The sequence below is a fragment of the Sphingomonas sp. PP-CE-1G-424 genome (genome assembly GCF_004341085.1).
Taxonomy (GTDB): Bacteria; Pseudomonadota; Alphaproteobacteria; order Sphingomonadales; family Sphingomonadaceae; genus Sphingomonas.
This window is the reverse complement of sequence record NZ_SLXW01000006.1, coordinates 1-12,044: the sequence shown is the minus strand read 5'-3', so window position 1 is coordinate 12,044 and position 12,044 is coordinate 1. Positions and strand designations below refer to the sequence as shown.

Genomic DNA, 12,044 nt, shown 5'->3' with positions numbered 1-12,044 from the left:
CCCAATATTAGTTCCTAATCGGGAAAGGTCGCAAGAGGCCGTCAGACTGCATGCACGCCGTCGCGGTAGCCCACGGCGTAATTCGCTGATGTCCAGATGCCCTGCCAGCATAAGTCTCGCGTGTCCCCCAATCCGCGAGGATGCTGAATTCACAATGACGATCTCGATGGCATGGCTTCGAAAATCGGGCGGCACTCAAGAGCTGATCTTTGCGTCCGACAGCCGCCTGAGCGGCGGGGGCCATGTCGATCAATGCCAGAAAGTGTTTGGTCTTCCGCGCAAGGACTGCTGCATCGCTTTCGCAGGATCGACCTCGATCGCTTACCCGTTCATCCTCCAGCTACAAAATGTGATCGAGCATCACACAAAGTCGCTCGATCGGCAGGTCGATATCAAAGACGTAAAGACGAGAGCCGTATCTCTCCTCAATTTCTTCATACGGGTTCATGAGGGGACCATTGCCGACGTTTTCGCGAGCGAGCTTCTGGAGACGAGCTTTATCTTTGGAGGTTGGTCGTGGCGAGCTGCGCGCTTCTATGTGTGGAAGATCGTCTACAAGCCCGCCCTGAAGCGCTACATCGCAATCCGCGCCGGCAACACCAAGACCGCAAGCGCCGACCAAGGGGTGATCGCTCTAGTGGGCGACTATCTCCCTCAATTCCATAAGGCGTTGAAAAGGGATCTAGCTGGCGCAGCTGCGATCGCTGCGAAAACTTACGCCGCTCTGAACTTGGATTTTCAGCCGCTCCGCGTCCTCGCGAAGATGCTTGCCGACCCAAAATTCGCAGACCGGAGAGGCGATCTAAGCGGTAAAATCGGGGGCGCTCCGCAAGTGACTGCCATCTATCCGTTTCTGCGGACCAAGGACTTTGCGGTCGAATGGGATATCGAAGATAAATTTGTCTACTCGATCAAAGGGCGCGTGATCGCGGATTTCGAGCTGTTTGAAAATCCGGCCATCGATCCGTTTACGGGCGAGTTCCGCACTCCGGTTCGGGGCCCGCGAGGTAACGAGATCGAGGCGCCGGGAATGATGTCCGGAGTCTCTGCGGACATTGGATGGTCGTCGTGGCCGATGGGCATTAAGCCTTTGGATCTTGGTAAGGAAACATAGAACTCAGTATTGACGAAGTATTCAACCGCGGAGCGCTTTGTTAGCGCCACTCAATTTGATCATACGCTCCTTTTTCTTCTTCTTATTTGGCTTTGCCGGTGCCTCCGGTGACGGGGGCGGCCCGAACACCGAAAAGTTCATGGTCGAGAACAAGGTCGAGACTGACAGCCTCTCCGACTTAACGAAATCCATGAACGCCTCGGCAAACCAATCATGATCGCTTCCGGGAAATCGGAAGGAAAAGTATGGCGATCGACCGTCTTTGTCATCGGTATAGTCGAGAAAATGCCATGCGGTCAGCAAGCGCGTGTCTATGAGAAGATCCTGCGTGTTAGGATATTTGCGCTGAACGAGGTCAGCGTTGATCACATGATAGTCGCTAAAGCCATAGCGATGCTCGCTCTCATCCATCATCCAGCCGAGCAGACCGCGCGACAGGCTTGGAAGAGCCTCAAGCCGGTCGATGAAGCCGTTGAGCGCGACGGCCACCTCAGTAGCGGACGCGAACCTCCCGTCCGCCGCATTGCTTGCCTGAAAGTGTATTGCATCGGACCTGGTGACGCTGGGCCGACGCTCCACCAAGTCGGTCGTGTTTGTTTCATAGGTGCCATTGATCTCGGGCTCGAGCTCAATACGGATTTCGGTGCGCTCTTGCTGCAATTTTTGCTGTACGGAGCGAATAGTCTCGATACTGGTGTCCATGATCATTCGGCAGAGGTCGCTGATGCCGATGATATTGGCGTCGCTGAAACCTTTGCACTTTGCCGAAAGCGCTGGATCGATCGCATAGCTCTTTTTGCGCTCGCCGATCGTCAGGATGAAGAACTCGTCGTATAGGGCTACCTGCTCACCGTTGATCTTGGTCAGCGTATGCGTCACTTTCGCGGCATCGGTGCGCGACGTGATCTGGAATGCGATCTTCCGCTTGCTCGTTTTGTCGCCAAGGTCGAGCCCCGGCGCATTTGAGCGGCGGGCGTTGAGGTTGGTAAGGTTGGTATTGAGCGTCAGATTGAGAATGTCGCGGAAGAAATTTTCCAGCAGACTGTTGAGGTCGACCTGCCCCAACGCGCAACGCCGCCGGATTTGGCTAGAAATTGCATCCAGATCATCAATGATCTGACCAATAAAGACACCCCTACTCGACACCGCTGACGATCCGCACCCGTGTTGCCAATCGACAATACCCGAGCGGCGGCGAAGCACCAAAGTCCGCTTATTGCCGTTCATTTTCTCGAAATTCTTGCCAGAGCTGGGTTTCGAGAACCCGTTGGCGCTCTTTAAATGCGATCCATTCCGGGAACGGTCTTGCCCAAGTAAGGCACCGGCTGGATAGGTGTACAGCGTTGGTCATGAGTACACTCATGGTAGACGCTGGTTTGGGAGTTTCTAGGAATGTCAGTTTGGAAGCCGGGGGAGCCGGACCGCTCCTCGATCGAAGATTTCGTCTTCAGTTTCTGCCGTGAGTACAAGGCTTGGAACAACGATGCTTATGCAGCTTATTCCAAAGAAAACGTCGAGCAGCCTGCCGATGATTATTCTTCCGCGTCCTACGCAAATCTGCTTCGCCCCTTTATTACGCCCGAAACCCGAACGCAGCTGCCCACTTTCGGGTCTGAACCGCGCTTTGACCCTGATCGGCTCGCCATCCGCTGCATCACGCCGGCGAACGACGGGGCTACGGTCGAGTTCGCGATACAGTCCATGGTGGGTGAGTGGGCGGACGACTTCGTAGCAGATCTCACGTTAAAGCCGTTCATTGCCATCAGGCAAATCTACTATGTAGACCTTTATCCAGACGATGACGTCGATCGTTTGCCATACCTTTAATTCGGTCATCACCGCGTGATGCGGCGAGCATCACTGATCGGCAGTGGCTAGGTACATTCCGCACTCGCTTCTGTGATTCCCAATTCAGCATCCTCTCGGGAAAGCCCTCGCCGTCTCGCTGGCGGTGCCTTGCGAAATAGGCAGCCACGGTTCTTCCTTGATCCAGCTAGACACCCGCGTAGCGGTGTATTACGACGGCATAGCACCATCTAGCATATGCATGATGGATTGGAAAGAATGGCTCGGTCGTAGGTGCTCAATACACCGGCCGACATACCGGTTTCGGAGGTCGTATGCGTATTGTTTTGGCCGTTGGCATTGCGTTTCTGACCGCTATCTCACCCGCGCAAGGGCAGAGCTACCAACCCGTATTTCGGCCCGAAACATTGAAGGGGCCGCCTGCGGGTCATCCTAACGACGTGCTAGTCTTAGGCTCGACCCATTTGTCTGGCGCGTCGCAGGACTTCAAGCCGCCTATGCTTGTTCCGTTGCTCGATCGACTGGCGACATGGCACCCGACCGCTATTGCTACGGAGGATATGTCCGGCCTCCAATGTGATGCCCTTCGTCGCTACCCCTCCCGTTATGCGGAAACCGTGCAGACTTATTGTGCCGATCCGACAGCAGCAGGCCAGGCGACGGGATTGGATGTACCCGCCGCCAACGCAGAAGCGGAACGGCTTCTTGCCGCTTGGCCGGCCTCGCCGAAGGCGACCGATCGTCGGCATCTCGCCGCCATCTTCATGGCAGCTGGAGAGCGCAACTCTGCGCTGGTCCAGTGGTTGCGGCTGCCACAGGCAGAGCGTCACGCTGGCGATGGTCTGAACGATGATCTGGCCGCCGCGCTGACGAAGTTCGGCAACGGGCGGAACGAGTCCACCTTGATCGGCGCCGCACTAGCTGCGCGCTTGGGGCTGGAACGCGTTTGGAGTGTAGACGATCATTCGGCCGATACCGCAGATGGTCCCGATCCGGCTGAGCGGAAGGCGTACGGTGACGCGATTGCCAAAGCGTGGAACAACCCCTCTGCCCACGAACGGCAAATCGATGATGCCCGGCTTGATGCGGGGCTGGCCAAGCCAGACGGCGTATTGACGATGTACCGTGCGCTAAACGCTCCGACCTTGCCAAAGCTCGCCTTCCACGCAGATTTTGGTGCCGCGCTCGTTGAGCCATCACCGCAGCAATTCGGCCGAAACTATGTCGGTTATTGGGAAACGCGGAATCTTCGCATGGTTGCAAACATTCGTGACGTGCTGGGGCGTTACCCAGGCACGCGGATGCTCGCCATCGTCGGCGCGTCGCACAAGGGCTATTATGAAGCATACCTAAATCAGATGCACGATGTTCGCTTGGCGGATGCTGAAACCGTCTTGAGATAAATAGACGCGGTTGATTTTATCGGAGGTGATTTATGAATCGTGTAATCGTTGTGGCGGCATGATCCTTAGGCCTGACCGGATGTTTGGCCGGTAATATGGCCCGTAACTTATCTTTGAAGGGAAAACCGCTAGCAAGCCTAGAGCAGCGCTACGGCCAACCTGATCATAAAGAGCCCTTTACAGGAGGAAACAGATACACGTGGAAAGCTACCGATGACCAACATCCCTGCACATTGTTGGTGACGACCGACCCAGCCGAGCGGGTGACGGACGTTAAGATGGTGGGCGATAATAGAGACTGTTATCGCTTCGGAAATATGGCTGTTGGCCCGCACTAAAATTCAGGGGGTCCTGTCATGCGGAGGCGAACGAAATTTGACGCCCGCGTTCCCGAAATGCGATCGATTCCGAGAACGCCGATCCCTTCTCGACTGCCGTTCGATTGTGAGAACACCCACGCGGTCTCGGTCGTCTTTCGTTTACGGGAAAGGGACCAGTCGGTTTCGCCCACCCGCCGCCACGCCGCCCTGACGAGTCTCAGCGAAACCGGACATTCACTAGAATAGCCCGCACTGGGGAGTTAGTTTGGACGAAGAACATCTATTTTCCCATGTGAATAGGATTTACTCGATAACGCCAATATACTTGATAGCTATCATGGCTATAACGATGTTCAATATAAATGCCGTCGCTCGTATCTCACCCGTTTTGCACTTGACAGCAATCAATGACAATATGACGGTTATAAGGCCGAATGTGATGGACCCTAATTCTTGAAATCCTCTAGACATCCCTTCACCCGCCACGTCGCTTCCCGACGCGCTGGGATTGTCACTGTTATAAGCCAACCAAAGGGACACGAATATCAAAATCTGGAGGATGTAGACAGCGTATGTCATCAGGTCGGCTTTGCGGTGCAAATCAATATCCTCAATTATTTTAGATGCTAGGTCTTCAGATATATCTATGACGCCGAGATTCGGATGGCAAAGTTCAGCGTCTGTATGACGGACACCATTTATGATGGTGGCCGTCCCGTACCGCACTGTGTGTTTCGTCAGATGGTAGCTCCCACCCACGGTCCACTACTCAGCATCTCCCTGCAAGGGGTTTTGAGGGGCCGTTTATTTCCTACTGCTCGATCTCTTTCAAAAATGACGTTTTAGACGCGTGCTATGGATTCAATCAATTGCTGATCTGTGATTGCTCCAGGTCCGTTGCGATCGGCAACGTGATACCCACAACCACTTGGACGGAGACGTCGTTTCCGAGTGGACCACGACCGCGGGGCTTGGCACTGTATCGTCGTTCATCGTACCGCCTTAGCTCTTGAACGTTGGCGGCTATAACCCCAGATAGGATTGTAAATGCTCGCGAACGCCTTTGCCATTTTAGCTGCTGCCGCTTTAGCGTCCGGAGTTTCAGGAGACGGTAAAGTGACTGGCGCTCGAACGAGTTTGGCGGGAAGCGCGCTGGCTGACGCTTCCGCAAGTCTCGCCGGCAAAGCGCAATGTGTTCCTTTCGCATGGTTGCCGAACGATAAGGGTGGGGAGCGCGGCGGTATCAGCATTCCAGTTGAGGTGAACGGCATGACCTTGCCTCTCCAGCTCGACACCGGTGCTAATGTTACGATCTTATACGGACAGTTTGCCGCGAAAGCGGGATGGGCGAAAAAGGGCGACGAGAATTTTCAAGCACGATCCTTCAAGGTCGTTGGAACAGCGATCGACCGACCAAAAATCTATATCAACACGGATCTGGATGATGACCCGACTGTTCGTGGAACTCTTGGCCTTCCAGCTCTGCTGGGTAAAATTACGGTCATAGATTACCCGGCAAAGAGACTCTGTGTCTTTGCAGAGGCAGACCTACCAGCGCCACTGCGCAAAGCTGATTTTGTCCGCGCTATGCTGCGCAACGCTAAGTTTCATGTGCCTATCACGTCGGGAGGCTTCAAAAGTGATACAGTAGTGTTTGATACCGGATCGAGCGAAATGCCGCTTCACGTTGATCTGTTGCAGTGGAAAGCTCTCACCGGTCGCGATAGCACCGACAGAGCGCCGGCATCTATAAAGGGAATGGCTTGGGGGAAGTCATTCACGCTGGCCGGCGCTCTGTCGCTCTCCCCCGTCATGATTGGCGAAACCACGTTAGGAAAGGTCGACGTGTTCACCAATCCCGACGCTCCTACCAGCTTCTCCGACTGGCCGGTTCAGACCGATGGTGTCCTTGGCAATGCACCGTTTTGGGATGGCATCGTGATCCTCGATCTAACTGCCAACGTCCGATTCAGTATGATCCGCTAAGTCGCCAACCGTGGAAACCGTATGGCCTCTATTGCGATCGTGACGGGCTAATCAGCCTCTTCAGATCGCATTAGCGGACAGCGTTAGCTTATTATCGTTCCGGGAATATGGCACACCGGTCTGCTGGAACAGCGTCTCGATCGCACCCGTAGGATCAGCGACGCCTACGGATAGTATGGATTTGACGATACCTCCTGCTTCGCTATCTCCGGAAACCGCATCGAAGCGGGTTAACCAGTCCGCGCTTCCCAAAAGCCGATCGGACCTGTGCTCATCCAGCAGGGGGCGGATGAAGTCGAAGTAATCTCGACCTCCTTTGCGTTTCTGAGCGCTGACCGCCGCAAGTGCGAACGTCGCGCCACAGGAATAGAAGGTACGGTTTTCGTGCCGCTCGCCAGCGCTGATGACGGGCTTGGTCGCGGACTTGATGCAATCCTGAACTGCATGCTGAAGCTCGGCTAACGCATAGTCGTGGTCCGTGGCGGCCAAGAGCGTAAACGCCATCATTTCCGCACCGCCTTCTGTAATCCAGGCCTCGGACGGCTTCCGATATGCGATGCCGGAAGTCCCCAGCCAAAAATGCGCCATCTCATGTGCGATGAACCATCGCGTTCGTTGTGCGGCACGTTCGTTACGCTCGAGCAGTCCCTCACCTTCAAAATTAAATACGATCTGTCCGGGCCGTACACCACCGTCGTTGATAACTTTCCCCGGCGTTGCACCACGCCAGCCCATCAACAGCAACGGCAGATGAGGATCAGTGCGGCTACCCAGTCGTGAAGCGTATGCCTCGGCAACGTTTTGGTGCGAAGCCCGCAACCTCAGCCTTTACCCATTCGGGCAACGCCGGGTCGGCCAACATTGCCACTCCAGCCGTTTCCTCGACCTTGCTCGAACCGAAAACGACGTACGTCTCTCCTCCAATCAAGACGGGATCGCTTTGTCGCCGCCCCTGAACGAAGACCGGACCGCTGACATCGTGAAAGCGTACCGTAGTGTGCGATCCGCCCAAATCTCGGACTGAGAGACCGGCTTCTTTGGCGCCGATCGCGTTCAGATCGGCGCTTGGGATCACGTCAAACTGATCCGAATACAATGCGGTTGCACCGTTGCTGAAGGCGATGGCTGGATCGTACTCCCGATCAAGCGTGGCGTTGGTCGGCGTGAAGACGATCTGGACTTTCAGCGGTACGAAAGTGCCGTTCGTCGGGACGAGGACGTCATACGAACCGCGACGTTCAATGTGGACGCCGGCGGTTATGACGCGCCAGGCGCGCTCCCGCCAAGGCTCGTGGGTACGCGATACAGGTTGTGAAACAGGAAAGAGCCATGCCCTGCTTTTCTTCTTCAGACGATACTCTACCCGCCATTCGTTGCGGCTGCGGGTAACAATCGCCGTGGCAGGTTTAGAGGGAGCTTCTGTCGTTGTTATAGCCTGAGTCAACAACGCTATTACCAATGTCAGCATGTTCCCGATCCCCCTCGGCTCAGGTCATATTAAAGGTGACCCAGACTGTATGTGCGGTGAACCAAAATCGGCATTGCTGTCCCAAGCGCCCTGCTGCAATTCTTAGCGGAGCGCTTGTTGTTCTGTTTCCTTGCAAAGGATCGCAGAGCGACGGTCCGATCTATCACCGCACAACGCTGATCCATGCGCGCCCTGTTTTTAAATCAAGAGTTAGGTCGCGCCGCCCCATCAACTGCATCCCGATGTTGCCATCCATTATCATATCCGGAAAGACGCGAGCTTTTCCTGCGAAGGTAACGCCTGGCGCGATGGTAGCAGTTACCGGCTGAGCCTCTTTTGTATCGGCGCGAAGACCCAGCAATGGAGCAATCTGGGGTGACACAAAGATGGTTGGCCCAGCATTACCGGAGTCAAGTTCCATCCAAGCACGGCCGCGGGGAGTATCAACGCCGATGTTCACATCTAGCGCAGCACCCTCGCTCGGGCGAGACAGGCGGATCGGCACTTCGGTGGCATTCCGTACTCGTTTGGCAGCGGAGGCCGACGTCTCGACAATCACATCTCCCGTGGCAAAGCGGATCGTGATGGTATGACCGGCGAACAGATCAAGTCCGACCGCGCCTCCCAGTGTAGCGGCATCCGTGTCAACCTTTGCCAGATCGTACACGATGGTCGTCGGCGCGATATAGCGCTTGCCGGCGAGTTCGATCGCTACATTGTCGCAACGAGGTACGTCGATGCGTTCACCTGCCATTCGAAAGCCGGTTATATTGCCCCACGGGCGGCATCCAATGTCGCGAGCGATCTGGGGTGAAATCATGGTGACGCCCTCGCCGGTGTCAAACAGCATGGTGCGTTCGACACCCGCCACTTTTGCCCTGACTGTGAACTGTTTACCTTGAAACCGATCGAGTGCGATAACGTGCGGACCGTCGACCGGCGATGATGTCGCTGGGAAGCTGACAAACAAAGCACCCAGCAGCAGCAACTTTTTCATTCATTATCCCCCTCTTTGATTAGCCGTCCGGGCTGCTCACAGTGTCGTCATGAGTGTCGAGTATCGCCCGTATGTCGTCGATTTCCTCATCGGTCGGGGTCAGGCTCAGCGCGAACGAGGCGAGCCCAAAGAGTGATCCGCCAAACAGCTTGCGTGTGATCTCAGCTACATACGCGGTACGAACCTGCTTCTCGGTAACCGAGGGCAGGTAAAAATGCGTTCGCTGGCTGTCGACCCGTGTAAGTAAGCCTTTGGCGAGCATCACTTGCATGAGCTTGAGAACCGTAGTGTAGCCCCGCGTTCGTTGCTCGTTCAGATCGAAGTGCGCGCTTCCGACCGTGCTGCGCCCCTGCTCCCAGATTACCTTCAAGATTTCCAGTTCAGCCTCTGTCGGCAGCGGCACTTCGCTGTCTGGAAAGGTGTGAAGACGCTTCATGATTGTACTGCTACGTCAGTCATCGTAGTTCGTCAACGTAAGTCGTCGTACACCCTCTAGTTCTGGCCTCGGACTGAACCACACGAGTTTCAAGACGCTACCGGATTCTCGCTTGACCATCGTTGGCGGGAAGGCTGCATCAGCGGCCTTTGCCCGTAGTTATCCTCGTGTAGGGTGCGCCAGTTCCATCCTTATCGACGGCACCTCGCCACCTGTCGCAAGGCAAGGCCGCATGACGCGCCCGGTTTCCACGAAGCCGAGCTTGCGGAGCACCCGACCCGAAGGGGGATTATCCTCAAAATAGCCAGACGTGAGGACGGGAAGACCGAGACTGTCAAAACCAAAGGCAACGACGGCTCTTGCGGCTTCGGTCGTGATGCCACTTCCCCCAGTGGGTAGGGGATAGCCAATAACCCAACTCAGCGGCGTCAGCGCCTTCTTCCGGCGTCAGGCCGATCGCCCCCAGAAGCGTGTCGGACCCTCGCAGAGTTACAGCCCATACCCATTCGGTAGGCACGACATGATCTAGAAAAAAGCGGGCATCGGCCGGGCCATACGGATGCGGAACACGCGCCAAGCGGCGCGCCACTTCCCAATCCCCGACCACGCCTACAATGACGTCGACGTCACGATCGTTAGGACGCCGAAGGGATAGGCGTTCGGTGGCGAGATCGGGCCGATTGCCCAATGACAGGTCGGTATTCATTAATTTTGGATAGACCGGCGCGCGTGGCCGCCGCAACTATTGGCCGGCTTCCCAAAATTCGATCTTAATTGGGAGGGGCCGTTCACCAGATACCCTTCTCCCCCGGATGATGCTCGGTCCGTCTTGCCTCCTTCGCGACAGTTCGCGAAGATGCGCCCGATGGGGGTGACAATGACAAATGATCGCGAACACGCGAAACTCGAACGGCTGACCTTCTTCTCGGATGCGGTGTTCGCCATCGCCATGACGCTGCTGGTGATCGAGGTCCGCCTGCCAGAGCTTCACGCGCCAACGGATCAATCGCTAGCGCAGGCGCTGGTAGACCTGCTGCCGAACTACATCGGCTTTATCATCAGCTTCTTGGTAATCGGTCGCTTCTGGACGGGCCACCATCGCCTAATGGCGATGATCGATCGTGCAGATCCAGCGCTGATACGTGCGAACCTGCTGCTGCTTATGGCCATCGCCTTCATGCCGTTTCCGACCGCGGTGCTAAGCGATCATTCGCTACTGCGTGTCGCGATTGGCTTCTACACCGCCTATCTGATGCTGGTCGGTGTCGCCAATGTTCGAGCCATCAAGGTGGCCTTACGGCATCTGTCCCGAGACGATCCGGAGGCGGTGGAGGATGCTCGCCAACTGCGCCACTCAATGTGGTCCCCTATTGTTATCGCTGGCTCGGGATTCGTGGCGGGTATGGTGTCACCGGCGGCCGGGCTCGTCGCCATGATCGTGGTGACGCCGTTCGTTCTCCTGATACTTACAAAGCTCGGCAATCGTGCGGACAAGCCTGTTGAGACGGAGCACCAGTAATGGCGTCCGCAGCTCACACTGCCCCACACCCCGTGTCCGTCGCACGCCCGGAGCGTATCGACCGGCTGCTGTCGATCGGCGCGGTAATCCTTTTCGGCGCGGCCGTCGCCGCGGTCGTACGCGGTCACGATCAATGGCGGATGGTGCCGGTCCTCATCTGGGCTCACCTGACGACCATTCTTGTCGCAACTGCGCTGACCCCGGTCATGCTGTTACGCGTGCGGGGCGATCGGCAACATCGGACTATCGGCAAGGTCTGGATCACCGCTATGCTGGCAACCGCGATCACTTCGCTGTTTATCCATGTATCCGGGCCGGGGCGCTTCAGTGTCATCCACCTGCTGTCGTTCTGGACACTTTTCCAAGTGCCGTTGATCTGGTGGACGGCTCGCCACCACAATATTACCCGACACCGCCGCGCCGTGCATGGCATGGTGCTCGGCGCCTTGCTCGTTGCCGGCTTCTTTACGTTTCCGTTCCACCGGCTGCTCGGCAACTGGCTGTTCGGCTAATAGCAACGCGATTTGCTGCTCCGGGTACCCGCCTGCCGCGCTGACAACGACCGCCGGGGAACGGCATGTGCTTTCCCCGGTCACCTTCTCAATACAGCATCAGACCGTGCGAGAACTCGCCGTCACATGGGCACGGACGTCTTTTGTTAAACGGTGGAGCTGGGCGCAAATATTTTTGAGTTACTGCCGTGGTGGCGCTGTGGTGGCTTCAAGGGGAAGCCATTGAGCGCTGCGCAGCAGATTTGGCGAGCTTGATCAGGCCTGTACGGCCCTGATCAACCCCGGCACGCCGATGAGGGTAATGGCTCTTCTTAGATTGTAGGCGAGCGCGGTCAGACTGAACTCGGCGCGAACCTTCTCCAGCCCGCGCATCAGGAATGCGCCCTGGTTCATCCATTGCTTGATCGAGCCGAACGGGTGTTCGACCGTCTCGCGGCGAACGGCAAGAATATCAGGGCGCGCAACCAAGCGCGCCGCCATGCG

General features: G+C 56.4%; 13 protein-coding genes. 6 read left to right on the top strand and 7 right to left on the bottom strand.

Annotated features, from left to right (window positions below; translation table 11 throughout):
• Window positions 1-154: 154 nt before the first annotated feature.
• Window positions 155-1,114 carry a hypothetical protein gene (locus C8J43_RS17445; protein ID WP_133031997.1) on the top strand — a complete coding sequence of 320 codons (960 nt, stop codon included), beginning with the start codon at window positions 155-157 and terminating at the stop codon, window positions 1,112-1,114.
• A 21-nt stretch (window positions 1,115-1,135) separates the two neighbouring features.
• On the opposite strand, the gene C8J43_RS17440 is transcribed toward C8J43_RS17445, so the two are convergent.
• The gene (locus tag C8J43_RS17440) at window positions 1,136-2,341 is read right to left on the bottom strand and encodes an SMEK domain-containing protein (protein ID WP_133031996.1); all 1,206 of its coding nucleotides are present in this window, start codon (window positions 2,339-2,341) and stop codon (window positions 1,136-1,138) included.
• A 165-nt stretch (window positions 2,342-2,506) separates the two neighbouring features.
• Between C8J43_RS17440 and C8J43_RS17435 the strand changes: the two genes are divergently transcribed.
• The 3 genes from C8J43_RS17435 to C8J43_RS17425 all read left to right on the top strand — a co-directional run bounded on the left by C8J43_RS17435 (window position 2,507) and on the right by C8J43_RS17425 (window position 6,629).
• Window positions 2,507-2,941: a hypothetical protein gene (locus C8J43_RS17435; protein WP_133031995.1), complete on the top strand. Its 435-nt coding sequence runs from the start codon at window positions 2,507-2,509 to the stop codon at window positions 2,939-2,941.
• Window positions 2,942-3,234: 293 nt separating this feature from the next.
• Window positions 3,235-4,323 (top strand): DUF5694 domain-containing protein, encoded by a 1,089-nt coding sequence (locus tag C8J43_RS17430; RefSeq protein ID WP_165899665.1) that lies wholly within the window; start codon window positions 3,235-3,237, stop codon window positions 4,321-4,323.
• A gap of 1,367 nt (window positions 4,324-5,690) precedes the next feature.
• A complete protein-coding gene (locus tag C8J43_RS17425) occupies window positions 5,691-6,629 on the top strand; it encodes a hypothetical protein (RefSeq protein WP_133031994.1) in 939 nt (312 codons plus the stop codon).
• A gap of 60 nt (window positions 6,630-6,689) precedes the next feature.
• Here C8J43_RS17425 and C8J43_RS17420 read toward each other — a convergent pair whose 3' ends face one another.
• The 5 genes from C8J43_RS17420 to C8J43_RS17400 all read right to left on the bottom strand — a co-directional run bounded on the left by C8J43_RS17420 (window position 6,690) and on the right by C8J43_RS17400 (window position 10,236).
• Window positions 6,690-7,373, bottom strand: a complete 684-nt coding sequence (locus tag C8J43_RS17420) for a hypothetical protein (protein ID WP_133031993.1) — start codon at window positions 7,371-7,373, stop codon at window positions 6,690-6,692.
• Window positions 7,374-7,395: 22 nt separating this feature from the next.
• Window positions 7,396-8,097 (bottom strand): hypothetical protein, encoded by a 702-nt coding sequence (locus C8J43_RS17415; protein ID WP_133031992.1) that lies wholly within the window; start codon window positions 8,095-8,097, stop codon window positions 7,396-7,398.
• Window positions 8,098-8,260: 163 nt separating this feature from the next.
• Entirely contained in the window at window positions 8,261-9,094 is an 834-nt protein-coding gene (locus C8J43_RS17410; protein WP_133031991.1) for an aspartyl protease family protein, read from the bottom strand.
• A gap of 19 nt (window positions 9,095-9,113) precedes the next feature.
• Window positions 9,114-9,530: a BlaI/MecI/CopY family transcriptional regulator gene (locus tag C8J43_RS17405; RefSeq protein ID WP_133031990.1), complete on the bottom strand. Its 417-nt coding sequence runs from the start codon at window positions 9,528-9,530 to the stop codon at window positions 9,114-9,116.
• Between the two features lie 334 nt (window positions 9,531-9,864).
• Window positions 9,865-10,236, bottom strand: coding sequence for a GNAT family N-acetyltransferase (locus tag C8J43_RS17400; RefSeq protein ID WP_243645653.1), 372 nt, complete (start codon window positions 10,234-10,236; stop codon window positions 9,865-9,867).
• A 171-nt stretch (window positions 10,237-10,407) separates the two neighbouring features.
• Between C8J43_RS17400 and C8J43_RS17395 the strand changes: the two genes are divergently transcribed.
• Window positions 10,408-11,049 carry a TMEM175 family protein gene (locus tag C8J43_RS17395; protein WP_243645652.1) on the top strand — a complete coding sequence of 214 codons (642 nt, stop codon included), beginning with the start codon at window positions 10,408-10,410 and terminating at the stop codon, window positions 11,047-11,049.
• Window positions 11,049-11,561, top strand: a complete 513-nt coding sequence (locus C8J43_RS17390; RefSeq protein WP_133031988.1) for a DUF2306 domain-containing protein — start codon at window positions 11,049-11,051, stop codon at window positions 11,559-11,561. The genes C8J43_RS17395 and C8J43_RS17390 overlap by 1 nt, the downstream gene beginning before the upstream one ends.
• A 255-nt stretch (window positions 11,562-11,816) precedes the next feature.
• On the opposite strand, the gene C8J43_RS17385 is transcribed toward C8J43_RS17390, so the two are convergent.
• Window positions 11,817-12,044, bottom strand: a 228-nt coding sequence (locus C8J43_RS17385) for a transposase (RefSeq protein WP_165899664.1), incomplete at its 5' end; no start/stop codon positions are given.